This window comes from Streptomyces lycii (genome assembly GCF_009735685.1).
GTDB lineage: Bacteria > Actinomycetota > Actinomycetes > Streptomycetales > Streptomycetaceae > Streptomyces > Streptomyces lycii.
The window spans coordinates 1-25,071 of record NZ_WHPN01000171.1; the positions used below are offsets into that span (position 1 = coordinate 1).

Here is a 25,071-nt window from a genome sequence, read left to right on the forward strand (position 1 = left end):
CGTGCCGGGGCGGGCACCGGCGCGTCGGTCCCGCCGCCCGGCCCGGCACGGGGCGGCCCTTGCGCGGGCAGTCGTGGCGGTCCGGCATGCCACCGCCCGTCCCGCACCGCCCGTCCCGCACCGCCCGTCCCGTGCCGCCCGTCCCGCACCGCCCGTGCGGTGGCGGGCCCGGTGCCCGTGGCGTGCCCCGTTTCCGTACGCGGCTGTCGGCGGGTCGGCGTACGCTGGGGACATCCCCGACCGTCCGACCGCCCGGCGCCCCGTGCCGGGGGCGGCACGTGTCGGGCTGTTCGCGTTGCCCGTGGCGCGCGGATGTCCGTGATTCCAGATACCCGGGACGGAATAACCCTTCATGAGCCTGCACGGTCTGCTCGACGCCGTCGTCCGCGATCCCGCGCTCGCCGAAGCGGTGGAGGCGGCCACCGACGGCCGACGGCCGCATGTCGATCTCATTGGGCCGCCCGCGGCGCGGCCGCTCGCCGTCGCCGCCCTGGCCAGGGAGGCGAAGCGGCCGGTGCTGGCCGTCACCGCCACCGGCCGGGAGGCCGAGGACCTGGCGGCGGCCCTGCGGTCGCTGCTGCCGCCGGACGGTGTCGTGGAGTACCCCTCCTGGGAGACCCTGCCGCACGAGCGGCTCTCGCCCCGCTCCGACACCGTCGGGCGGCGTCTCGCGGTGCTGCGGCGGCTGGCGCACCCGGACCCGGAGGATCCCGGGACCGGCCCGGTCAGCGTTGTCGTCGCGCCGGTGCGCTCCGTGCTCCAGCCGCAGGTCAAGGGGCTGGGCGAGCTGGAGCCGGTCAGTCTGCGGCAGGGGGGGAGCGCCGATCTGGGCGAGCTGCAGGAGGCGCTGGCCGCCGCGGCGTACGCGCGGGTGGAGCTGGTGGAGAAGCGCGGCGAGTTCGCCGTCCGCGGCGGCATCCTCGATGTCTTCCCGCCCACCGAGGAGCACCCGCTGCGGGTGGAGTTCTGGGGCGACGAGGTCGAGGAGATCCGCTATTTCAAGGTCGCGGACCAGCGCTCGCTGGAGATCGCCGAGCACGGCCTGTGGGCCCCGCCCTGCCGTGAGCTGCTGCTGACCGAGGACGTACGGCAGCGGGCCGCCGCGCTCGCCGAGCGCCACCCGGAGCTGGGCGAGCTGCTCGGCAAGATCGCCGAGGGCATCGCCGTCGAGGGCATGGAGTCCCTCGCCCCGGTGCTGGTCGACGAGATGGAGCTGCTTCTCGACGTCCTCCCGGAGGGCAGCATGGGCGTCGTCTGCGATCCGGAGCGGGTCCGCACCCGGGCCGCCGACCTGGTCGCGACCAGCCAGGAGTTCCTCCAGGCGTCCTGGGCGGCGACGGCCGGTGGCAAGGAGGCGCCGATCGACGTCGGCGCGGCCTCGCTGTGGGGCATGGCCGACATCCGGGAGCGGGCCCGTGAGCTGGGGATGATGTGGTGGTCGGTCAGCCAGTTCTCCCTGGGCGGCGGTGACGGCGCCCACGACGGCGCCGGCGCCGGTACAGCCGCCCCCCACGACACAGCCGACACCGACGACACCGGCGTCGACACCCTCAAGCTGGGCATGCGCGCCCCCGAGACGTACCGCGGCGACACCGCCCGGGCGCTGGCCGACACCAAGGGCTGGCTCGCGGACGGCTGGCGCACGGTGTATGTCGCGGAGGGGCACGGCACGGCCGCCCGCACCGTCGAGGTGCTCGGCGGCGAGGGCATCGCCGCCCGGCTCGACGGCGACCTGGACGAGATCGGCCCGTCCGTGGTGCACGTCGCCTGCGGTTCCGTCGAGCACGGCTTCGTCGACCCCGGGCTGCGGCTCGCCGTCCTCACCGAGTCCGACCTGACCGGCCAGCGCGCCGCGGGCAAGGACGGCGCCCGGATGCCGGCCCGGCGCCGCAAGACCATCGACCCGCTGACGCTGGAGGCGGGCGACTACATCGTCCACGAGCAGCACGGCGTCGGCCGCTACATCGAGATGGTGCAGCGCACCGTGCAGGGCGCCACCCGTGAGTATCTGCTGGTGGAGTACGCCCCCGCGAAGCGCGGCCAGCCCGGCGACCGGCTCTACATCCCCACCGACCAGCTGGAGCAGGTCACCAAGTACGTCGGCGGCGAGGCCCCCACCCTGCACCGGCTGGGCGGCGCCGACTGGACCAAGACCAAGGCGCGCGCGAAGAAGGCCGTCAAGGAGATCGCCGCCGACCTGATCAAGCTCTACTCGGCCCGGATGGCGGCGCCCGGTCACGTCTTCGGCCCGGACACGCCCTGGCAGCGCGAGCTGGAGGACGCCTTCCCGTACGTGGAGACGCCCGACCAGCTCACCACGATCGCCGAGGTCAAGGAGGACATGGAGAAGTCCGTCCCGATGGACCGGCTGATCTGCGGCGACGTGGGCTACGGCAAGACGGAGATCGCGGTGCGCGCCGCCTTCAAGGCCGTGCAGGACGGCAAGCAGGTCGCCGTCCTCGTACCGACGACCCTGCTCGTGCAGCAGCACATGGGCACCTTCAGCGAGCGCTACGCCCAGTTCCCGGTGTCCGTGAAGGCGCTGTCGCGGTTCCAGAGCGACACGGAGTCGAAGGCGGTCCTGGAGGGGCTGCGCGAGGGCTCCGTGGACATCGTCATCGGCACCCACCGGCTGTTCTCCTCGGACACCAAGTTCAAGGACCTGGGCCTGGTCATCGTCGACGAGGAGCAGCGGTTCGGCGTCGAGCACAAGGAGCAGCTGAAGAAGCTGCGCGCCAATGTCGACGTGCTGACGATGTCCGCGACGCCCATCCCGCGGACCCTGGAGATGGCGGTCACGGGCATCCGCGAGATGTCGACCATCACCACCCCGCCCGAGGAGCGGCACCCGGTCCTCACCTTCGTCGGCCCGTACGAGAACAAGCAGATCGGTGCCGCGATCCGCCGCGAACTGCTGCGCGAGGGACAGGTCTTCTACATCCACAACCGGGTCGAGTCCATCGACCGGGCGGCGGCCAAGCTCCGCGAGATCGTGCCGGAGGCGCGGATCGCGACCGCGCACGGCCAGATGTCGGAGGCCGCGCTGGAGCAGGTCGTGGTCGACTTCTGGGAGAAGAAGTTCGACGTGCTGGTGTCGACGACGATCGTGGAGTCCGGTATCGACATCTCCAACGCCAACACCCTGATCGTGGAGCGCGGCGACAACTTCGGCCTCTCCCAGCTGCACCAGCTGCGCGGCCGGGTCGGCCGGGGCCGCGAGCGCGGCTACGCCTACTTCCTGTACCCGCCGGAGAAGCCGCTCACCGAGACCGCGCACGAGCGGCTGGCGACCATCGCGCAGCACACCGAGATGGGCGCGGGCATGTACGTCGCGATGAAGGACCTGGAGATCCGCGGGGCGGGCAATCTGCTGGGCGGTGAGCAGTCCGGGCACATCGCGGGCGTCGGCTTCGACCTGTACGTCCGGATGGTCGGCGAGGCCGTGGCCGACTACCGGGCGTCCCTGGAGAGCGGTGGCGAGGCCGAGGCGGAGCCGCCGCTGGAGGTCAAGATCGAGCTGCCGGTCGACGCGCACGTCCCGCACGACTACGCCCCGGGCGAGCGGCTGCGCCTCCAGGCGTACCGCTCGATCGCGGCGGCGAACACCGAGGCGGACATCGCGGCCGTCCGCGAGGAGCTGACCGACCGCTACGGCAAGCTGCCCGAGCCGGTGGAGAACCTGCTGCTGGTCGCCGGGCTGCGGATGCTGGCGCGGGCCTGCGGCGTCGGTGACATCACGCTCCAGGGCAACAACATCCGGTTCAGCCCCGTGGAGCTGCGGGAGTCGCAGGAGCTGCGGCTCAAGCGGCTCCATCCGCGTACGGTGATCAAGCCCGCGACACAGCAGATCCTGGTGCCCCGCCCGGCGACGGCCCGGATCGGCGGGAAGCCGCTGGTCGGACGGGAACTGCTGGCGTGGACGGGGGAGTTCCTGACGACGATCCTGGGGTCCTGAGCCGCGGGGCCTGCGGGCCCCGGGAGCAGGCCCCGGGCCCGGGGAGCCGGGCTCTCGACCCGGGAGCCGGGGCCCTCGATCCGGGAGTTTCGGGGCCCTCGACCCGGGAGTTTCGGGGCTCTCGACCTGGAAGTTTCCGGTGGCCGCCCGTCCTCATGGGCCGGAGCGCCGGGGCCGGAGCGCCGGGTCGGGGCCCGGGGTCCTCTGCCGGGACCGGGAGCCCAGGCTGTGCCGGGCGGTATGTGCCCTGTGCCGGGCGGGAGGTGCCGGTGCCGGTTGGGAGGCGGCCTGCGCCGGGCCGGTCGTGCCGGTGTTGAGCGGATCGTGCCCGGTGCCCGGTGCCCGGTGCCCGGTGCGTACGGCGTCCCCGGTGCGGGTGCGGGTGCGGGTGCGGGTGCGGTGCGGGCCCGGGTCCGGGTGCCGGGTGCCGGGTGCGGGTGCGGGTCCGGGTGCCGGTGCGTGGCGTCCCGGTGGGCTCCGCCGGCCGGTGCCTCGTGGATCCGGTCCGCCGGCCGCCGGTGGGCCCCGGGCCCCCGCCCCGCGGGGCAGCCGGTGTCGTCGCCGCTGGCTACGATGCACGGGTTCGCACAACTGACCGGAATGGGGCGGGGAATGCTCGTGAACCGTGGCCGTCGGCATGCCGTCGCCGCCTCCGGCGTGGCGGTGACCGCGCTGCTCGTCACCGCCGGCTGCTCGCCCGGTGACGCGGGCGGCGCGGGCGGGGACACCGCTCCGTCCGCCGACGCCGAGGCCGGTTCCGCGGCGGCGGCCGTGGACGGGCTGGCCGTCAAGGGCCGGGCCCCCAGGACCGGTTACGACCGGGACCGGTTCGGCAGCGCCTGGGCCGACACGGACAGCAACAGCTGCGGCACGCGCGACGACATCCTCCGGCGCGACCTGGACGACGTCCGCTTCCGGGACGGCGACTGCGAAGTCGTGTCCGGGGTGCTGCCGGACGACCCGTACACCGGCAAGGAGCTGCGGTTCACCAAGGGGCGCAGCACGGTCGACATCGACCACCTGGTGGCGCTGTCCGACGCCTGGCAGAAGGGGGCGTCGCAGTGGGACCCGAGCAAGCGAATAGCCCTGGCCAACGACCCGTTGAACCTGCTCGCGGTCGAGGCGGGTGCCAACCGCACCAAGGGCGACGCCGACGCGGCGACCTGGCTGCCGCCGAACAAGGCGTACCGCTGCGAGTACGTGGCCGGCCAGGTCGCCGTGAAGCGGAAGTACGAGCTGTGGGTGACGCCCGCCGAGCGCGACGCCATGCGGCGGGTCCTGTCCGGCTGCCCGGACCAGCCGCTGCCCGCCGGGGACGCCCCGACGAAGGCCCCCGAGCGGTTCACCGCCGACTAGCGCGGCTCGGCTCGTGCCTTCGCCGGGGCCCGGTGCGTACAGCCGGCCGGTCCCGTGGTCCGGGGGCCGGGCCCGGTGGGGTTCGGTACCCGGGCCCGGCGGGGTTCGGGTCCGGCCTGCGGAACAGCGGCCCGGGTGTCGGGGCCCGGGTGCCGAGGGTCAGGGTGTCGCGGCCGGGGTCCGTGGCCCGGCTGTCGCCGATCGCGGCGGGCCGGCTCGGTGGCCCGGTTCCGTTGGCTCGGCTCCGTTGACCCGGGGGGCAGGGGCTGGGCTCGTGCGGAACCGCTGATCAGGTGCCCGTTCCGGCGCGGTCCCCGTTCTCGCCGGTGGCACGTTCGATGTCGCGGCCGTCGGGCGCCGGGACGCTCTCCGCGGGCGCGGACCGCTCGGTGGAGTGGGGGAAGCGGATCGTGTCCGGCCCTCCTTGCTCCGCGCCGTGAGCGGTCAGCCCGAGTGCGGCGGCGACACAGAGGACGGCCATGGCGGCGCGCTCGGTGATCGCGCTGCGGGCGTGGCGCATAGGGGGCCTCCGGGGACGCGCGTGGGGGGTGCTGACACTGGTGATGCGAAATCAGAGCTTCAGGTTCCACTGATTGCCGTCGCAGTCCCGTCCGGGCCGACTCCGGCGTCCGGGCCTTCGCGCCGGCTGGCGTGCCGAAGGCGGACCGGTGGAGGCCGTCCTGCCCGGCAGCGTCGTTCCGCTGAAGCCCGTACGGAGGCCGACCGCCCGTGTCCGCCCAGCCCGTGGCCGACCCGGCGTGGCCGCGCAGCCCGTGTCCGACCGGGCGAGCCCGGCCCGCCGTGTCCGCCCCGTCCGTTGCCGGTCCGGCTGCCGGGGTCCGGGTCCGGGGCCGGCCCGGTACGGCCCTGACCGGGCCGCCCGCCGCACCGGCCACCCACCCGCCCCGCCGGTCACCGGATCGTCATACCGATCTGTACAACCCCGGAGCGTCTGTCCGAGTCCCCGTATACGCTCGAAAACCGAGCCGCCCCCTCTTCGACTCCGCCCCTCAGGAGCAGCATGTACGGCCCCGTTCCCACGCCCCAGCAGCGTCCCGCCGTCGGCAGCAGTGTGATCGTCCTGCGCGTGCTGTTCGTGGCCGCGACGCTGCTCAGCTTCGGCCTGCTGGCGTGGGTTGCCATGCTGCGGACGGCGTTCCTGCGCCGACGGCAGCTGGACTGGGCGCTGTTCGTGGTGGTGATGGTGCTTTCCGTGGGGTGCCTCGCGGTCGTCGGCTCGGTCCCGGAGACGGACTGGCGCGGAGACCTCGGCATGGCCGTCATGCTGATCATGATGGTCGCGGTCGTCGCCCACTACCTGGTGGTGGACGTCCGTCACCACCAACAGCCGCCGCACGGCGTCCTCTACGGCCCCGCCGCCGGTATCGCGCCGGGCGTCACCCAGCCGTATCCGGCCGCCGCCGGCGGTGTGACGGCCCCGGGCGGCGGGATCGCCCAGGCGCCGACCATGGCCGCGTACGGATATCCGGGTCAGGCCCCGCCGCGGCAGTATCCGCAGGCGCCCCCCGCCCCCGCCCCCGGCTCCGGTCCGGCTCCCGCCCCGTTCCCGCCGCAGACGACGGCGCCCTCCGCCGCGTCGCCGCAGGCCCCCCGGACGCCGCAGCGCATCGACCGCGTCCGCGCCGAGCTGGACGAGCTGAGCGACCTGCTCCGCAAGGAAGAGGGGACCGGTAGGTGAACGGCCGCCTCGTCGCCGGTCGCTACGAACTCTCGTCGCTGATCGGCCAGGGCGGCATGGGCCAGGTGTGGATGGGTTACGACCAGCGGCTCGACCGCCGGGTCGCGGTCAAGCTGCTGCGCGCGGACCGGATCGGCCCGGCCACCGGCGCGGAGGAGATGACCCGGCGCTTCGTCCGCGAGTGCCGGGTCACCGCCCAGGTCGACCACCCGGGCCTGGTCACCGTGCACGACGCGGGCAGCGACGGCGACGATCTCTATCTGGTCATGCAGTACATCGGGGGTGCCGACCTCGCCGACCATCTCGCCGAGCACGAGCCCTATCCCTGGCCCTGGGCGGTCGCCGTCGCCGCCCAGCTCTGCGCCGTGCTCGCCGCCGTGCACACCGTTCCCATCGTCCACCGCGACCTCAAGCCGCGGAATGTCATGGTGCGTGACGACGGTTCGGTGACCGTGCTCGACCTGGGCATCGCCTCCGTCCTCGACAGCGACACCACCCGCCTCACCCACACCGGCTCGCCCATCGGCACCCCCGCCTACATGGCGCCCGAGCAGGCGATGGGTGGCGCCGTCGGCCCGTACACCGACCTGTACGCCCTCGGGGCACTGCTGCACGAACTGGTCTCCGGCGACGTCCCCTTCGGCGGATCGACCTCGCTCGGTGTCATGCACCGCCATCTCCACGACGCGCCGACACCGCTGCGCGAACTGCGCCCGGACACCCCCGGACCGCTCGAGGCGCTGGTGCTCCGGCTGCTGGCGAAGGACCCCCAGCACCGGCCCGCCGACGCGCAGGAGGTGTACGCGGCCCTCGCCCCGCTGCTCCCGACAGGCCCGGGACATCCGGCACCGGGCCGCTCGGCGGCCGGGCTTCCCGGGGCGCCCGCCGGGACGGGCGCACCGCTCGACCCCACGCGCCCCTTCCTGCGGCCGTACGCCCCGTGGCCGGACCGTGCGCCCGCGGCCCCGCCGCCCGACCCGCGCCACGCGACGGCACACGCCCCGCCTCCCGCGGCCGCACCACCGGCGCCGCCGGTGCAGCCGCCGCCGGGACTCGGTATCGCGGAGGCCGTCGAGCAGGTCAAGCGACTGCTGGACCAGGGCGGCCTCACGCAGGCCGTGGACGTGCTCGGCGGCATCCTCCCGGTCGCCGCCGCCAAGCACGGCGAGCATTCGACGGTCGTCCGCAGCCTGCGCAAGCAGTACGCGGCGACGCTTCTGGACGACGGCCAGTACCGCCGGGCCCTGCCCGAGCTGCGGCGTCTGGCCGGTGAACTCACCGCCGAGTCGGGGCCGGAGGCGTTCCGGCAGGCGCTCCAGTTCCGCTACGAGGCCGCCCAGTGCCTGGAGCAGCTGGGCGAGGCGGCCCCGGCTCTCGCCGAATACCGCGCCCTGCTCCCGTACTTCGAGCGGGACACGGCCGCCGGCCCCGGCCTGCCGCTGGAGATCCGCTCCCGCATCGGCGCCCTGCTCCAGGCCGTCGGCGCGCACCAGGAGGCGCACGAGAGCCAGGTGCGGCTGCTCGCGGACATCGAGCGGCTGTACGGCCCGTACCACCCGATGGCCGCGGATCTGCGCCGGATGCTCGCCCACCGCAGCCAGATCCACGGCGGGCGCTGAGCGGACTCCCCGCGACGGAGGTGCGCGGGAGCCGCCCTCCCCGGCCGCGGGCCGCCCTCCCGGCGCGCGGCCGGGATCACGGAGGCCCGGGTCACGGAGGCCCGGATCACGGAGGCCCGGGTCACGGAGGCCCGGATCACCGGGTCCGGTCCACGGCGCCGCTCCGGTCATCGGAGTCAACGCTCAGCCAGTAGGCCCCCAGCAAGGCGGCAAAGGGCACAGTGTCGTCACAGTCATCATCCATGACCTGATCAACGACTGATCAAGAAACCGGCAACAGACGTCACCGCCCGGACACCATGCCGAAGCCCGGACCCGATCTCACTCACGAGTGCACAAACAACTGCTCAGTCGTCAACGTGCTTGATTGATGCGTTCGCGAGCCGTTTCACGAGATGATCCGGGACCGGCTTGTGCGGCGGGAAGGTGACGCCGGTCTTGCTCGCCGTGAGGCCCGTTTCTGCGATTTCTCCGGCATGATCCGAAATCGCGGGGGCGAGGAAATACAGCCCGATCTGCTTGCTGAACGCTGCGTAGCTCGCGACGACCTTGCCGCGAATCCTGAACCCCGGCATGTTGTACGCCACCATTTCCTCCGCATCCGGGAGGGCCCCGCGCAGGAGGTCCCGGAGATGGTTGAGAACCGGGCGGAAAGCCTCCGGCGCAGCAGCGATGTAGGAGTCGTGATCAGGGATGTTTCCCATGTCTGTGCCTTCCTCTCGGGAGAGGAACTCTAGCTGCGTCCGTTCGCCGATTCTTGTATGTGCCCTCACGCCCGCGGGTACGCACGCCCGCAGGTACGCCGGCACCGGGGACCGAAAACAGGCACTGACCGGGCCCGGATCACCGGGGCCCGCGCGCACCGCCGTACGCGTCGGCCTTGACGTCACGTATGAGCGCACGGAGCGCCGCGCGGGTCGGGGCCAGCACGGCGCCGGGGCTTTCGCTTTCCCGGAGGCGCAGGGTGCCGTCGGCCGCGGAGGCGACGTTGACGCAGGAGTTGCCCTCCGGGCAGTGGGATGACTGCTGCCAGTACATGGGTGCTTCTTTCACAGGTCGCGGATGACGTGGTGGATGAGGTCGCGGGATTTCGCCATGGGGAGAGCGATGCTCTCCATCCGGTCGAGAAGCTGGCGGTACTTCTCAAGTTGCGCTTCGGCGTCGAGGAGCAACATGCCGTGCGACTGGTCGAGTTGCACCGTGTCGAGTTGGTGCACCGGGCCTGCGAAATAGCTGACGGATTGGCCCGAACCGGGGAAGACACCGCTGGTGAACGGGACAACCCGGATGCTCATGCCCGGCCGTTCGCCCATGTCCAGGATGTGCTGCAACTGTTCTCGGGCGGTGTCCCGGCCGCCGAACTGCATGCGGAGTGCCGCCTCGTGGACAAAACCCTCGTACGGCGTGGGCCTCGGCCGGTAGAAGATCTCCTGGCGGCGCTTCCGGTAGGACACGCGGTGCTCGACGTCCGAGTCGGCCAGGGGTGGTACCGCTCCCCGGAAGAGGGCGCGGGCGTAACCGTCGGTCTGGAGCAGGCCGGGCACGTGGAGGACGGTGGCCATCCGCACGGTGACCGCGTGGTGTTCGCACTCGGCGAGATCGAGTTGGCTCGCGGGAAGGAGATCCCGGTATTCCTCCCACCAGCCGCGGTTGCGCTCCCCGGTCATCTCGACGAGTGCTTGGACCAAAGCCTCGTCCGTGCATGCGTAGTTGTGCGCGAGCGTTCGCACCCGTTGTTCGCTGAGGCCGAAGCGTCCCGTCTCGATGTTGCTGATCCGGGCCTGGTTCGCGCTCAGCAGCTCACCTGCTTCGCGAGCGGTCATACCTGCCCGTTCCCGCATCTTGCGCAGCTCCGCACCCAGGCGGAGTTGGCGCGCCGTGGGAGCTGACCTCGGTGGCATGCAGGTCCTTCCTTCTCGCACTGGATGTGCAGGTGTCACCGGATCGGGTGCTCTGTCGGATCCATCAGACGTTTCCGTAGAAACTTATCTACGGCAAGCTCTACGGTCTGAGTCGAGCCACTTGGCCCGGAGCCCGTAAGCCGGCAGAGCACCGCGCGGCGAACCGCACGGCAACGCCACCGCAGGGCGCTCGGCCGGGCCGGGTGGGCAACCCCGACTCCCCGCAGGAGACTTCATGCCGACCGTATCGCCGGAGTGGACCTACGCTCTCCGACTCCCGCACGATCCCCGCGCCCCGCGTATCGCCCGCACAACCTTGCGGGCGGTACTCGGGAGCCATGCCATGGCCGGACTCCGGGAGACGGCCGAACTGCTCATGTCCGAGATGGTGACCAACGCGTACCGGCACACCGACGGGCCCTCGGCCGTACGGCTGCACGGGCTGCCGGGCGGAAGGCTGCGGGTGGCGGTGTGGGACACCGACCCGACGGTTCCGGCGCCCTTCGACAGGCCCCCGTGCCCGGCCGGACGCGAGGCGGCGCGCGGGATCCCGGAGGCGGCCGAGGACGCCGAGTCCGGACGCGGGCTGCACATCGTGCGGGTCTGCGCCAACGACTGGGGCGGGTGGCGGCTCGGCGGCGGAAGCCTCGTACGCGGCAAGCTGCTCTGGGTCGAAGTCGCGCGGAACAGCGGGTTCACCATGGCCGCGTGAGTGGTGCGGGGAGCGGGGCCCGGGCGCGTGAGCGATGCGGAGGGGCGGGGTCCGGGCGCGTGAGTGGTGCGCCGGGCCGTCGTGGCGGTGTGCGGCGGCGGCGCCGTACCGGTGCGGCCGGTGCTCGCTCCGGCTTCGGGACGCTTCCGGACGCTTCGGGAGGCAGCCGGGTTCCGCTCGGGACGCGGCCGGGTTCCGCCGACGGCGGGAGCGGCGGGAGCGGCGGGAGCGGCCGGACGCCGTTCCAGGGCCGGGCGCCGGGCCTCCGCGACCCGGACCGGTGCCGAATCGTTGGCCGAAGCAGTGGCCCAAGTCACGACGACTGCCTAATATCGATCACCGCAAGGCCGACGCACCCCGCATGCTCACGGACGTAGCCCGCAGGAGGCTCCATGCACCGCCGCAGGACCGCGCTCGCCGTCACCGCCGCCGCGGTGGTTCTCGCAACACCGCTGCTCACCGCATGTGGCAATGACGCGCACCCCGGGGCGGCGGCGGTCGTGGACGGCGACCGGATCACCGTGTCGCAGGTCCAGGACCAGGTCCGGGACGTCCGGACCGCGCAGAACGAGACCGAGGACGCGGAGCAGCTCGTCGCGGGCACGGGCCGCCTCAGCCGGGCCACCCTGAACAACATGATCTTCGAGAAGGTGCTCGCGCGGGCCGCGAAGGACGCCGGGGTCGGTGTCAGCCGCGCCGACATCCAGCAGACCCGGGAGACGGCCGAGCGCGCGGCGGGCGGCGCGGACCGGCTGGAGCAGATGTGGCTCCAGCAGTACGCCATCGGCCCCGGCCGGCTCGACGCGACCCTGCGCAACCAGGTCCTGATGGAGAAGCTCTCCCAGAAGCTGGGCGTCGACCGCAGCTCGCCGCAGGGCCAGCAGCAGCTGATCGAGGCGCTGAAGACGGCCTCCGAGGACATGGGCATCGACGTGAACCCGCGCTTCGGCAGCTGGGACGCGGAGAAGGTCGCGCTCGGCGAGATCAAGGAGCCGTGGCTGCGCGAGCAGAAGGCCGCAGAGGAACCGGCCTGACCCCGGGTCTCCTCCAAGCCGCGAACGGTCGCACGGGCGCTCCGCCGGATCGCGAGCGCCGACCGTTCCCGTTCCCGCTGCCGGTTCCCGCTGACCGTTTCCCGTTCCCGGGATCCGGGGTCCGAGGTCCGGGGTCCGGTCTCTCTCCGGGGTCCGGTCACCGGGTTCCGTCATCCCGGCACCCGGTCCCTGCCCCCGGTTTCGCATTCCCGTCATCCGGGCCCGTCCCCGGCACCCCTCTTCCCTGGTCCCGGCCTTCCGGCTCCGGGGTCCGCTCCGGGGGTTCCGTGGTCGTGGCCGGGTGCTCTTCCCGCCGGGCCGAAAGGCAGCCAATCCTCCCGGCACACCTGACTCTTCCAGGTGGCCGGGTGTCCGCAAACGCGCCTGATCGGCGGAAACCGGTGCACAGAGGTGCCCGGAGACCCCCGCCCGTGCTGCTGTCCGTACCCCGTACGCCCTGTGGGCCGCAGCCGTCCCCGTAAGGAAATGGACGGGTCGTGCACGGTTCGGAGGTGCAGCGGAGAGCCGGCCGGGGTCGGTCACCTCCCGGCCTTCTCGGGACACAAGGACGTACAGCCCATGAGCGAACAAGTCGGTGCTGTCGGGGTCGGGACGGACGTGGACGGGGAGGAGCCGGTCGCGGTCGTCGGAGCGGCCTGCCGGTTTCCGGGGGAGGCCCGTTCCCTGAGCGCCTTGTGGCGCCTGCTGCTGGCGCGCCGGGACACCGCGCGGGAGGTGCCCGCGGAGCGATGGGAGCAGGCGGAACTGGCCGGGCTGCCGGCACAGGTCGCGGCCCGGCTGCGGAAGGGCTGCTTCCTCGACGACGACGTCTACGCCTACGAGCCGGAGTTCTTCGGGATCAACGCGCAGGAGGCGCCCTGGGTGGACCCGGAGCACCGGCTGCTGGCGGAGGTGGCCTGGGAGGCCGTCGAACACGCCGGCATTCCGACCCGGCGGCTGGCGGGCACGCCGACGGGCATGTTCTTCGGGATCTACCAGAAGGACTACATGCTGCGGGTCCAGCGGCCGCTGGAAGAGATCGACGCCTACGCGATGTACACGGGCTTCGACAGCATCGGCCCCGGCCGCGTCGGTTTCATGCTGGACCTGAAGGGCCCGCAGGTCGTCGTGGAGAGCGCCTGTGCCTCGGGCCTGGTCGCGGTGCACACGGCCTGCCAGAGCCTGCGGACCGGGGAGTCGGACGTCGCCCTGGCCGGTGCCGCGATGCTGACGCTGGGCCCGGAGGGCGTCACCGCCCCGGCACTGTGGGGGGTGTTCTCGCCCACCGGCCGCTGCCACGCCTTCGACGCCGCTGCCGACGGCTACGTACGCGGCGAGGGCTGCGGCGTGGTCGTGCTCAAGCGGCTGGCGGACGCGGTCCGGGACGGGGACCGGGTGCTGGCGGTGGTGCGCGGCACCGCGGTCAACCAGAACGGCCGCGGCACCCGGTTGAGCGCCCCGTCGGAGCCCGCACAGACCGACCTCTACCGGCTGGCGCTGGAGCGCGCGGGCGTCGACGCCGGGGACGTCGGCATGGTGGAGGGGCACGGTCCGGGCACCGCCGTGGGGGACCCGATCGAGTTCGCCGCGGTGGCCGCGGTCTACGGGAAGGGCCGCGACCGGTGCGCCCTGGGTTCGGTGAAGACCAACATCGGGCACACCGAACCGGTCTCGGGTGTGGCCGGGCTGCTGAAGGCCGTCGCCTCGCTGCGGCACGGCCTGGTGCCGGCCAGTCTGCACTTCCGCCGCTGGAATCCGCAGATCGATGCCGGCGGTACGCGGCTGTTCGTGCCCACCGACACCACCGAGTGGCCGGTGCGGGGCACGCGGCTGGCCGCCGTCTCGTCCTTCGGGATCAGCGGCACCAACGCCCATGTCGTCCTGGAACAGCCGCCCGCGCCCGTCCGGCGCCCCGCCCGTTCCGCTCCGTCCACCGGTCCTGTTCCGTCCACCGGTCCTGTTCCGGCCTCCCGTTCGGTTGCGGCCTCCCGTCCGGCTTCGGCATCCCCTTCGGTTCCGGCCTCCCGCCCGGCTCTGTCCGGCGGGCCCGGGCGGGAGCACGAGGTGCCGCGCGTGTTCCCGTTGTCCGCGGGCACACCGGTGGCACTCAGGTCCGCGGCCGGACACCTGGCCCGGTGGCTGCGCGGGGAGGGCTCCCACGTCCCGCTGGACGACGTGGCGCACACCCTGGCCGTACGGCGCTCGCCGACCCGGGAGCGGGCCGCGGTCGTCGCCGCCGGCCGTACCGAGCTGGTGGCGCGGCTGGAGGAACTGGCGGCCGGGAACCCGGCGCCCGTCGGGACCGCGACCGGCCGGGCGGTGCCCGATCCCGGCCCGGGCGTGGTGTGGGTGTTCTCGGGGCACGGCTCGCAGTGGGCGGGGATGTGCCGGGAACTGCTGGACCGCGACGCGGAGTTCACGCGGGTCGTCGACGAGCTGGAACCGCTGGTGGCGGCGGAATCCGGCTTCTCCCTCCGGGAGACCCTGTCCCGGCCCGAGGTGGTGACCGGGTTCGACCGGGTACAGCCGGTCGTCTTCGCCGTCCAGCTGGGTCTGGCGGCGATGTGGCGGTCCCACGGTGTCGAGCCGGCGGCCGTCGTCGGGCACTCCATGGGAGAGGTGGCCGCCGCCGTGGCCGCCGGGGCGCTGAGCCTCCGGGACGGGGTACGCGTCATCTGCCGCCGGTCGCGCCTGATCCTGCGGACCGCCGGACGGGGGTTGATGGCCTCCGTCGCCCTCGGGCGGGACGAGGTGGAGGAACTGCTCGCGGAGCAGGACGTACGCGGGGTGAGCGTCGCGGTCGTCGCCTCCCCGCGGAACACCGTCGTCGGCGGTGACGCCGACCGCATCCGCCGGCTCGCCCGGGAATGGGACGGGCGCGGCATCGGCATCCGCGTGGTCGAGGTGGACGTCGCCTCGCACACCGCCCACATGGACCCGCTGCTGCCCGACCTCGCCGAGGCGCTGGCCGGCGTCGCCGGAACGGCGCCGACCGCGGCGTTCTACAGCACCGTCGCCGACGACCCGCGCACGCAGCCCGCCTTCGACGCCGCCTACTGGTCGGACAACCTGCGCCGGGTGGTGCGCTTCGCCGACGCCGTACGGGCCGCCGCCGAGGACGGCCACCGGCTGTTCGTGGAGATCGGCCCGCACCCCGTCCTGGTCCAGCCCGTCCAGGCCACCCTCGCCGCACACGGCCACACCGGCACCGCGGTCCTGCCCTCCCTGCTGCGGGACACCGACGACGTGCTGGCGTTCCACACCCATGTGGCGGCGCTGCACTGCGCCGGCCACCCGCTGGACTGGGCCGAGCGCTACGGCAGCGGCGCCCTGGCCGACGTGCCGCCCACCACCTGGGAACGCAAGCGGTACGTCGTGGGGCCCTCCCCGCTGCGGCAGGGCGGCGGCACACACCTCCCCGCCGCCTCGCACCCCCTCACCGGACCGCGCACCGCCGACCCCGACGGCGAGGGCCGCCATCTGTGGCAGACCCGCATCACCCCCACGACGCTGCCCTGGCTGGCCGAGCACCGGGTCGACGACACCGTCGTGGTGCCCGGGGCGGCCCTGTGCGAAATGGCGTTCGCCGCCGCGGCCGACCTGTACGGCAGCGACCCGGAACACCCGCCGGAGCACCCGGAACACCCGAAGCACCTGCGCGTCACCGGCATCGAGCTGGAACGGCTGCTGCTGCCCGCCGCGGACGGCACCCCCGTCACCGCTGTCGCCGAGGCGACCGGCCCGGACAGCGCCCGCTGGCGGGTGGTCGGCACGGTCTCCGACGGCACCTCCGTCCGGCACGCCCGCGCACGCATCGGTGCGGTTCCCGGGAGCGGGCCCGTCCCCGGGAGCCGCGACCCGCAGGGGCTCCTGGCGGAGTTCCCGTACCCGGTGGCGGCGTCGGAGGTCTACCGGCAGATGCGCGAGGAGCGCGGCGTGCACCACGGGCCGCCGTTCCTCGGCCTCGCCGCCCTGTACGCCGGCACCCCGGAGGACCGGCCCGGCGCGTGGCCGGAGGCCGGCCGGCTGCTGGCCCGCGTCGAAGTGCCCGACACGGGCCGGGCCGGGGCGCGGGCGTTCCACTGGCATCCCGTCGTGCTCGACACCTGTCTGCAGGCGGTCGCCGGAGCGGTGCTGCGCACCGGTGCCGTGCCCGCCGGCGGCATCCTTCCGCGGCGCGTCGGCACGCTCCGGCTGTACGCGGCGGTGCCCCTCAGCGGCTACTGCCTGGTGACGCCGCGGCGGGCGGACGGCGACCGGTTCACCGCGGACTTCCGGCTGTGGGCCGACGACGGCACGGTGGTCGCGGACGCCACCGGGGTGGAGTTCCGCCACATGCCCGCGGAGAGCGCGGAGGAGCGCTTCTCCCACCGGCTGCTCCGGACGGTGTGGGAGCCCTGCGCAAGCCCCGAGCCGAAGCCGGCGACCGGGGCCTGGATCCTGCTGGCCGAGACCGGGCGGGAGGAGTGCGCGGCCGCCCTGCGCGAGGCCCTGGAGGAACACGGCGCCCGGGTCCGCGTCGGGGAACTCCCCCCGGCCTCCTCGCAGGAGACCTGCGCCGCTCCGCTCCCGCTCCCCGCGCCCGGCGAGGACACCCCGCAGGCCGTGGTGCACCTGCCCGCCTCCGGCACGGACGGCGACGGTGCGCCCGCCGACCGCGAAGCCCGGGAACGGGTCTCCCGCCTGCTGGACACGGCCCGCGCGCTGGCCCGGGCCGCCGACGGCGGGACCGCGCCCGCGCCGCGACTGTGGACGGTCACCCGCACCGCGCAACAGGTCGCGCCCGGTGACCGGCCCGACCTGGGACAGGCGGGCCTGCGGGGGCTGACGCGGGTCCTGAGCTACGAGCACCCCGAACTGCGCCCCGCCGTCCTGGACACCGACGCCCGGACCCCGGCCCGGCAGATCGCCGGGGAACTGCTGGGCTGCCCCGACGAGGAGGACGAGATCGCCCACCGGGGCGGGACGCGTCATCTGGCGCGGCTGCGCAACGTCCCCCTGGACGACGCGGAACGGCGGCTGCGCACCGTCGACCGCCGGCACGACCGGGTCGCGCTCCACCTCGCCCGCACCGGGGACCCGGACTCCTTCGAGTTCGTCGCCCAGCCCCGCCGCAGCCCCGGACCGGGCGAGGTCGAGGTGCGCCTCGACGCCACCAGCGTCAACTTCATCAACGTGCTCCAGGCCATGGGCGTCTACCGGAGTTTCAGCACGGGGGAGGAGGACGGGGACGTCAGCGCGTTCGACGGCGCGGGCGTCGTCACCGCCGTCGGCGCGGGCGTCCGGGAGGTGCGGGAGGGGGACCGGGTGGCCGCGATGTTCGTGGACGGCACGGCAACCGGCACCGGCGAGGGCGCAGCCGTCATGACCTCCTTCGCGACCGTCCGCGCGGACTGCGTCCTCCCGGTCCCGGACGGCGTGAGCGCGCAGCAGGCGGCCGCCCTGCCGTGCGCGTACCTGACGGCCTGGTACGCCCTGCGGCAACTGGCCCGGCTGCGGCCCGGCGAGACGGTTCTGATCCACTCGGCGAGCGGCGGCACCGGCCTGGCCGCAGTGAACCTGGCGCGGGCCCGCGGCGCGGAGGTCCTGGCCACCGCGGGCACCGAGGCAAAACGGGAGAGCCTGCGCCGTCTGGGCATCACCCACGTGATGGACTCCCGCACTCTCGACTTCGCGGACCGCGTGCGCGACCTCACCGGGGGCCGGGGCGTCGACGTGGTGCTCAACTCCCTCACCGGGCCCGCCCAGTCCGCCGGCCTGGACCTGCTGGCACACCGGGGGCGGTTCCTGGAACTCGGCAAGCGGGACATCTACGCCAACACCCGGCTGGGGCTGCTGCCGTTCCGCCGCAACGTCACCTTCGCCGGTATCGACCTGCTGATGATGCTGCGGGAGGACCCGGAAACGCTCGCCGCCGGCTACCGCGAACTCACCGGCATGCTCGCCGACGGCACCCTGCCGCTGCTGCCCCTCACCGAGCACCCCGTCGCCGAGGCGTCCTCGGTGTTCCACACCATGGCGTCCGCCCGGCACACCGGCAAACTCGTGCTGAACTGGCCCGCCGAGGGCACCGACACGCTTCCCGTACGCCCCGCTGACGTCACCGTCGTACGGCCCGACGGCAGCTATCTGGTCACCGGGGGGCTCGGCGGACTGGGACTGCTGGTCACCCGGTGGCTGGCCGGACACGGCGCGGGTGCCGTGGTGCTCACCTCGCGCTCGGCGCCCGGCGAGGAGGTCCGCGCGACCCTGGACGCCGTCACGGAGTCCTTCGGGACGCGTGTCGACGTCGTGTGCGGCGACCTCGCCGAAGAGGGCGTCGCCGACACCGTGGTACGGGCCGCCCTGGCCACCGGGCACCCGCTGCGCGGTGTCGTCCACGCGGCGGCCGTCGTCGAGGACGCCACCGTCGCCAACATCACCCCCGCGCTGCTGGAGAAGGTCTGGCGCCCCAAGGTGACCGGGGCCCGGCTCCTCCACGACGCCGTCCACGGCCAGAACCTGGACTGGTGGGTCTCCTTCTCCTCCGCCGCCTCCCTGCTGGGTAATCCCGGCCAGGGCGCGTACGCGGCCGCCAACGCCTGGCTGGACGAGTTCACCTCGTGGCGGCGGGCCCTGGGGCTGCCGGCCACCTGCGTCAACTGGGGCCCGTGGGCGGAGGTCGGCCGCGGCGCCGGGATGGAACAGCGGGGATACGCCATGATCACTCCCGAGGAGGGCATCGCCGCGCTGGAACGCCTCCTCCGGCACGACCGCGCTCGCACCGCCTACACCCCCGTCGACCCGGACCGGTGGCTCGAGTCCTGTCCCGCCGCGGGCCGTACCGCCTTCTTCGCCGAGCTGGCCTCCGCCGGTGCGGACCGGGACACCTCGGACGTCCGCCGCGTCCTGCTGGAGTCGCTGGCGGAGGCCGGCAGCGCCCAGGAGCGTCACCACCTGATGCTGCCGCAGGTCATGGAGCACGTCGCGGCGGTGCTGCGGATCGGGACCGACCGGTTCGACGCCGACACGTCCCTGGTCACCCTCGGCCTGGACTCCCTCATGGCCATTGCCCTGCGCAACCGCCTGCAACGCGAACTGGCCCTGGACATCCCCACCACCGTGATGTGGACCCACCCCACCGCGTCGGCGCTCACCGGCTATCTGCTGGGCCGGTTGCATCCGGACCAGGAGACGGAGCTGTCGGCGGCGTCCGCGCCGTCAGGTTCCCCGGGCCCGTCGGGTTCCGCAGGCTCCGAGCCGTCCTCCGGTGCCGAGCCGTCCTCCGGTGCCGACTCCGGTTGCGAGGTGCCCGATCCCGGGCCGTCCTCCGGTCCCGGGCCGTCCGGACCCGGCGCGGGCGCATCCGGCCGGGCGGGCACCGGGAGCTGACGGCCCCCACCGCAACTCACCGCACCGGATCCGTCCCGGTGGCTCCCGCCCCGATCGTCCCGCCCCACCGGACCCGCCTCATCGGCCCGCCCGACCGGACCGCCCCGACCGGCTCTCCCGTACCGCTCCGTGCCCCATCGGCCCGACCCGGCCGAACCGTCCATACCCAGAGGTGACCCATGCCGCCCCCTTCCACCCCCGCCCGGGCCCCCGGGACCTGGGACGTGATCGTTGTCGGCGCCGGTCCGGCCGGAGCCACCGCGGCCCGTGTCGCGGCCGAGAACGGCTGCGAGACGCTGCTGCTGGAACGCGCCGCCATCCCCCGCTACAAGACGTGCGGCGGCGGCCTCATCGGCGCCTCCCTCGCCGCCCTGCCGCCCGGGCTTCCGCTGAACGTCTTCGACACGGCCCACCGGTTCACGTTCACCCTGGGCGGCCGGAGGGAGCGCACCCGTACGTCCGCGTCCCCCACCTGCGCCATGGTCTTCCGCAGCGAACTCGACGCGGCACTGACCGAAGCCGCTGCCGCCGCGGGCGCCACGGTCCGCGACTCCACCGCGCTGGCCCACCTCGACCAGCGGGGCGACACCGTCACCGTGCGCACCAACGGCGGGGAGTCCCTCCGCACCCGGGTTCTGATCGGTGCCGACGGCAGCGCCGGCAGGGTCGCCCGCCATGTCGGAGTGCGGTGCGCCCAGGTGGATCTCGCCCTCGAGGTGGAGGCGCCCGTGGACGAACGCACGGCCGAACGGTGGCGGGGCCGGGCCCTGTTCGAGTGGGGGCCGCTGCCGGGCTCCTTCGGCTGGGTGTTCCCCAAGGGGGACGTCTGCACCGCCGGAGTGGTGGCCGCCCGTGGCAACCCCGCCGCCATCCGCGCGTACAAGGACGACTTCCTGAAACGTCACGACCTCCTCGGCCCGCGGCCCCTGCACGACACCGGGCACCTGACCCGTTGCCGCCACCCCGACTCCCCGCTGGCCCGCGGCCGCGTACTGGTCGCCGGTGACGCCGCGGCCCTGCTCGACCACTGGTCCCGGGAGGGCATCTCGTACGCCCTGCGCTCAGGGGCCTTCGCCGGCCGTGCCGCCGCCGCTGTCCTGGCCGCCACCACCGAGAAGGAGGTGGAGGCCGCCACCGAGGCCTACGGACGGCGGATCGACGAAGTGCTGGGCGCCGAGATGCGCGCCAGCGCCACCCTGATGGACCTCTTCGCCCGGAACCCGGCCCTCGTCCACGGCGCTCTGACCCGGCTGCCCCCGGCCTGGCACCGCCTCGACGCCTACATCGCGGGCCGGACCGACGTCGCCGGGATCATGACCTCGCCGCTGGGCCGCGCCGCGGTAGCGCTCGGCAACCTGCTCCCCGGGCCACGCCGCCCCGTACCGTGAACGGCCTGCGGTGTGCGCTGCCGCGCGCCGCGAACGGTCGCCCGCCCCGTGGAAGGCCCCGCGCCGTGCGCCGCCGCGCGCCGGGCCGGCCCCCGCCGTTCCGCCCTGCGGTACGCCCGGTGGCCGCCCCGGCCGGTGCGTTACGTTCGTGCCGTGAACGACGCATCCGCATCCGCACCCTCCGCAGGCGGGAGCGACGGGACCCGCGGGCCCCGCGCGACCGGTGAGACGCACCCGGCCGGCGCGGCCGGTGACCCCGCGGCCCCCGGCCGCATCGTCCTGCTCACCACCAGCCACCGGGTCGCCCCCGGCCTGCTGTCCTGGGCCGCCTGGCAGACCCTGCACGCCGCCGACCGCGTGCTCTGCGCCGACGCCGGCCATCCGCAGCTCCCGTATCTGCGGGAGGCCGGGATCGAGGTCGAGCTGGTCGGCGGTACCGGGCCGACCGCCGAGGAACTGGTGGACGACTGCGCCGGCGGCCGTACCGTCGTCGTCGTTCCGCCCGGCGAGGGCGACCGGCGGCTCACCGACGGGCTCGCGCGGCTCGCGGGCTCCGGCCGGGTGCGGATGCCGGACCTGGAGCTGCTGCCCGGGTCCTACGACCTGCCGGGCGCCCGGCTGCTGGACCTGGTGCAGGTCATGGACGCCATCCGGGTGGGCTGCCCGTGGAGCAGCAAGCAGACGCACGAGGACCTGGCCAAGTACGGGATCGAAGAAACGTACGAGCTGGTCGAGGCCATCGAGGACGGTGACCGCGAGGCGCTCCGCGAGGAGCTCGGTGACGTGCTGCTCCAGGTGGTCTTCCACGCCCGGATCGCGCAGGACGATCCCGAGGAGCCGTTCACGGTCGACGACGTCGCGGGCACCATCGTGGAGAAGCTCATCCACCGGCACCCGCACATCTTCGGCGACGAGACCGCCGAGACCGCCGAGGACGTCATCGGCCACTGGCTGCGGCGCAAGGCCGTCGAGAAGAACCGGGCCTCCGTGACCGAGGGCATTCCGCTCGGCCAGCCCGCCCTGGCACTGGCCGGCAAGCTCGCGTCCCGGGTACGGACGGCCGGCCTCGACGTGCCGCTCCCGGCGGCCGGTGACGCCGCCGGGGACGGCGAAGGCATGGGCGAGGCGCTGCTGGCCCTGGCGGTGCGGGCCGAGGCGGCGGGGGTCGACCCCGAGTCGGCGCTGCGGGCGGCCGCCCGCGTGTACCGGGACGCCGTCCGGGCGGCCGAGGAGTCCCGGGACGGGACGGGCGAAGCGTCCGATTGATCCCATGCGCCCCGGGTACCCGGGGCGCATGGACCTGCTGAGCTTGTACAACGCGGTGGAACGAGATCACCTGGTCGGCCTCGCCCCGTTGCTCTTCGGGCTCGTCGTCGTGGCCGCCCTCATCGGCGCCGTGTGGCTCGGACGGAGGCTGAAGGCCCGCGAGCCGGACGTGCCCAAGGGCGAGCACATGCGCTCCGGCGCCTGGCAGACCCGTGAGGAGTACGGGCACGAGACACCCTCCAACCACGGTCCCGGCCACCAGGAGACGCTGGGCGAGGGCGAGGTCATGGAGGAGCGGCACCACGACCACTCCCCGGAACTCCGCAAGGACGGCCGCCGCCGCATGCCGTACGAGCTGGGCGGCTACGGCGAGGAGGAGACCCGGGACGACACCGGGGGAACCAAGGGACCGGACTACGGAGCCGAGGGCGAGGCCGGGTCCGCCCGGCAGGATCCGCAGGACCGTCCGACCTGGGACCGCGGCGGCAGCGGCCACGGCACCGGCTGAACCGGCGGGCCGCACGGGAACTCCGATCAGCACGGTTGACCCCCCGCCGGGCCCCGGTGAGACTGCTCGGCATGATGATCACACGGCGGCTCACTCCGCGTTCCCTGCGCCGGGCGGCCGGGGCCGCCGCCGACCTGCTCGTACGGCCGGACGGGCACGGCCGCGGCGCCCTGGTGGCCTTCGGGGCGCTCGCCGCGGCCGATCTCGCCGCGGTGGCGGGCAGCCGCCCGCGCGGCCCGCGCCGGGCCGCGAAACCGCTGCTGATGCCCGCTCTCGCGGCTCACGCGCTGCGCCGCCGCCCGGACCGGCGGACCCCCGCGCCCGCACCTCTCGTCGCCGGGCTGGCGTGCGCCACGGCCGGGGACACCGCGCTGCTGTTCGACGACCACGAGCCGGCCTTCCTGCTGGGCATGGCCGCCTTCCTGGGCACCCAGCTCAGCTACACCGCCGGATACGCAACCCGGCTCGGCGCGCTGCGCGGACTGCGGGCGCGCCCGGGCCGGGGCGCGGCCTGCCTCGTGGGCTGGGGCGTGGCCAACGCCGTACTGGCGCCGGGGCTGGAGAAGCGGCTGCGGCTGCCCGTGGCCGGGTACAGCCTCGCGCTGGCCGCGATGGGCGCGGCGGCCCTCGGGGTCGGCGGCAGGGTCGGTGCCGGGGCGGCGGCGTTCCTCGGTTCGGACCTGCTGATCGGGCTCCAGGCGGCGGGCCGGAAGGTGCCGCACCAGGAGCTGCTGATCATGGCCGGGTATCTGGCCGGGCAGTATCTGATCACCACGGGCTGGCTGGAGCACGAGGAGACCGCCGACGGGGCGTGACCCGGGCCGGGCCGGTTCCGTCACCCGGGCCGGTTCCGTCACCCGGGCCGGTTGCGGCGGCCGGGCCGGTTCCGTCACCCGGGCCGGGTGCGCGACCTGGACCGGTTCCGGGCCCCGGGCCGGTTCCGCCACCGGAACCGGAAGTCTCCGCCTCCGGCCGCCCCGCCCGGAGCACGGTGCTACCCCGCCTCGGGGGCCCGGCCACCCCGTCCCCGCGCTCCGCCACCCCGTCCCGGGGGATCGGTCACCCCGTGCCGGGAGCCCCGTAGCCGCAGATGCCGTCCCCGGAGCCCCGTATCCGGAGCCCCGTCCGCGGAGCCCTGTATCCCAAGCCCCGTATCCGGAAGTCCCAGTCCCCGGGCGGCGCGCCGTCCCGGGGAAGCTCTCCCCGAAGAGTCCGCGCCGAGCACCGGGCGACCGGCGCGGGTGACGGGTGAACGGCGCGGGTGACGGGCGAACGGCGGCGGGCGCCGAGCGACGGGCCCCGTCCACACCGACCCCATCCACACCGACCCCGTCCGCACCGGTCCCATCCCGCACTGGCCCCGTCCGCATCGGTCCCATCCCGCACTGGCCCCGTCCGCATCGGTCCCATCCCGCACTGGCCCCGTCCGCACCGGTCCCATCCCGTACCGGCCCCGTCCGCACCGGCCCCCGTCCGCCCCCGACGCCCCCGGTACGGTCGTGACGTGCACCAGGACAACCCCGCGGCCACTTACTGCGGTCACACCGCCGGCCCCGACGCAGCCCACGCCCCGCCGGCGCCCCCCGAGATGTTCGGCTGGGAGTTCGCCGCCGATCCGTATCCCGCGTACGCCTGGCTGCGGGAGCACAGCCCCGTGCACCGCACCACGCTGCCCAGCGGTGTCGAGGCGTGGCTCGTGACGCGTTACGCCGACGCCCGTGAGGCCCTCGCCGACGGCCGGCTGTCGAAGAACCCGCTGCACCATTCCGAGACCGCGCACGCCAAGGGCCGGATCGGCATTCCCGGCGAGCGCGGCGCCGACCTCATGACGCATCTGCTGAACATCGACCCGCCGGACCACACCCGGCTGCGCCGCCTCGTCTCCAAGGCCTTCACCCCGCGCCGCGTCGCGGCGTTCGCACCGCGCATCCAGGAACTGACCGACCAGCTGATCGACGACTTCGCGGAGCGCGGCGAGGCCGACCTCATCCACGAGTTCGCCTTCCCCCTCCCCATCTACGCGATCTGCGACCTGCTCGGTGTGCCGCGCGAGGACCAGGACGACTTCCGCGACTGGGCCGGAATGATGATCCGTCACGGCAAGGGGCCCCGGGGCGGCGTGGCCCGGTCGGTGAAGAAGATGCGGGGCTATCTCGCCGAGCTGATCCACCGCAAGCGGGCCGAGCTGAGCGACGAACCGCAGCCGGACGAGGACCTGATCTCCGGTCTCATCCGGGCCGGGGACACTCCTCCGGCCACCGC

The 25,071-nt window shown here is 74.2% G+C and carries 15 protein-coding genes and 1 pseudogene; 12 read left to right on the forward strand and 4 right to left on the reverse strand.

The genetic code is table 11. From position 1 onward, the window contains the following. The first annotated feature begins 352 nt into the window (after positions 1-352). Both mfd and GCU69_RS07065 read left to right on the forward strand, forming a co-directional pair. The gene (gene mfd / locus GCU69_RS07060) at positions 353-3,955 is read left to right on the forward strand and encodes a transcription-repair coupling factor (RefSeq protein ID WP_156205429.1); all 3,603 of its coding nucleotides are present in this window, start codon (positions 353-355) and stop codon (positions 3,953-3,955) included. A 618-nt stretch (positions 3,956-4,573) separates the two neighbouring features. After that, entirely contained in the window at positions 4,574-5,311 is a 738-nt protein-coding gene (locus GCU69_RS07065) for an HNH endonuclease family protein (RefSeq protein ID WP_235978292.1), read from the forward strand. Positions 5,312-5,600: 289 nt separating this feature from the next. On the opposite strand, the gene GCU69_RS07070 is transcribed toward GCU69_RS07065, so the two are convergent. Next, a complete protein-coding gene (locus GCU69_RS07070; RefSeq protein ID WP_098752284.1) occupies positions 5,601-5,831 on the reverse strand; it encodes a hypothetical protein in 231 nt (76 codons plus the stop codon). A gap of 501 nt (positions 5,832-6,332) precedes the next feature. Here GCU69_RS07070 and GCU69_RS07075 point away from each other — a divergent pair. Next, complete coding sequence (locus tag GCU69_RS07075; RefSeq protein WP_156205431.1) at positions 6,333-7,010, forward strand: hypothetical protein; 678 nt, start codon at positions 6,333-6,335, stop codon at positions 7,008-7,010. Further along, on the forward strand, positions 7,007-8,629 hold the full coding sequence (locus GCU69_RS07080; RefSeq protein WP_156205432.1) for a serine/threonine-protein kinase: 1,623 nt from the start codon (positions 7,007-7,009) through the stop codon (positions 8,627-8,629). The genes GCU69_RS07075 and GCU69_RS07080 overlap by 4 nt, the downstream gene beginning before the upstream one ends. 347 nt (positions 8,630-8,976) lie before the next feature. Here the strand turns inward: GCU69_RS07080 and GCU69_RS07085 are convergent, their stop codons facing one another. The 3 genes from GCU69_RS07085 to GCU69_RS07095 all read right to left on the reverse strand — a co-directional run bounded on the left by GCU69_RS07085 (position 8,977) and on the right by GCU69_RS07095 (position 10,530). Next, on the reverse strand, positions 8,977-9,333 hold the full coding sequence (locus GCU69_RS07085) for an iron chaperone (RefSeq protein ID WP_156205433.1): 357 nt from the start codon (positions 9,331-9,333) through the stop codon (positions 8,977-8,979). 139 nt (positions 9,334-9,472) lie between these two features. Continuing rightward, complete coding sequence (locus GCU69_RS07090) at positions 9,473-9,667, reverse strand: DUF397 domain-containing protein (RefSeq protein WP_098752281.1); 195 nt, start codon at positions 9,665-9,667, stop codon at positions 9,473-9,475. Positions 9,668-9,678: 11 nt separating this feature from the next. Further along, positions 9,679-10,530: a helix-turn-helix domain-containing protein gene (locus GCU69_RS07095; RefSeq protein ID WP_098752280.1), complete on the reverse strand. Its 852-nt coding sequence runs from the start codon at positions 10,528-10,530 to the stop codon at positions 9,679-9,681. A gap of 235 nt (positions 10,531-10,765) precedes the next feature. On the opposite strand from GCU69_RS07095, the gene GCU69_RS07100 reads away from it, so the two are divergent. The 8 genes and pseudogenes from GCU69_RS07100 to GCU69_RS07135 all read left to right on the forward strand — a co-directional run. Further along, positions 10,766-11,242 (forward strand): ATP-binding protein, encoded by a 477-nt coding sequence (locus GCU69_RS07100; RefSeq protein WP_156205434.1) that lies wholly within the window; start codon positions 10,766-10,768, stop codon positions 11,240-11,242. Positions 11,243-11,634: 392 nt separating this feature from the next. Continuing rightward, positions 11,635-12,276, forward strand: coding sequence for a SurA N-terminal domain-containing protein (locus tag GCU69_RS07105; protein ID WP_098752278.1), 642 nt, complete (start codon positions 11,635-11,637; stop codon positions 12,274-12,276). Positions 12,277-12,855: 579 nt separating this feature from the next. Further along, a complete protein-coding gene (locus GCU69_RS07110) occupies positions 12,856-19,647 on the forward strand; it encodes a type I polyketide synthase (protein WP_170315794.1) in 6,792 nt (2,263 codons plus the stop codon). A gap of 179 nt (positions 19,648-19,826) precedes the next feature. After that, positions 19,827-21,035, forward strand: a complete 1,209-nt coding sequence (locus GCU69_RS07115) for a geranylgeranyl reductase family protein (RefSeq protein WP_156205436.1) — start codon at positions 19,827-19,829, stop codon at positions 21,033-21,035. Positions 21,036-21,308: 273 nt separating this feature from the next. Then, a complete protein-coding gene (locus GCU69_RS07120; protein WP_235978295.1) occupies positions 21,309-22,301 on the forward strand; it encodes a nucleoside triphosphate pyrophosphohydrolase in 993 nt (330 codons plus the stop codon). A gap of 28 nt (positions 22,302-22,329) precedes the next feature. Further along, positions 22,330-22,809, forward strand: a complete 480-nt coding sequence (locus GCU69_RS07125) for a DUF6479 family protein (protein ID WP_156205437.1) — start codon at positions 22,330-22,332, stop codon at positions 22,807-22,809. Between the two features lie 71 nt (positions 22,810-22,880). Continuing rightward, positions 22,881-23,624 (forward strand): lysoplasmalogenase, encoded by a 744-nt coding sequence (locus GCU69_RS07130; protein ID WP_235978293.1) that lies wholly within the window; start codon positions 22,881-22,883, stop codon positions 23,622-23,624. A gap of 773 nt (positions 23,625-24,397) precedes the next feature. Then, a pseudogene (locus tag GCU69_RS07135) lies at positions 24,398-25,071 on the forward strand (cytochrome P450); the annotation flags it as partial.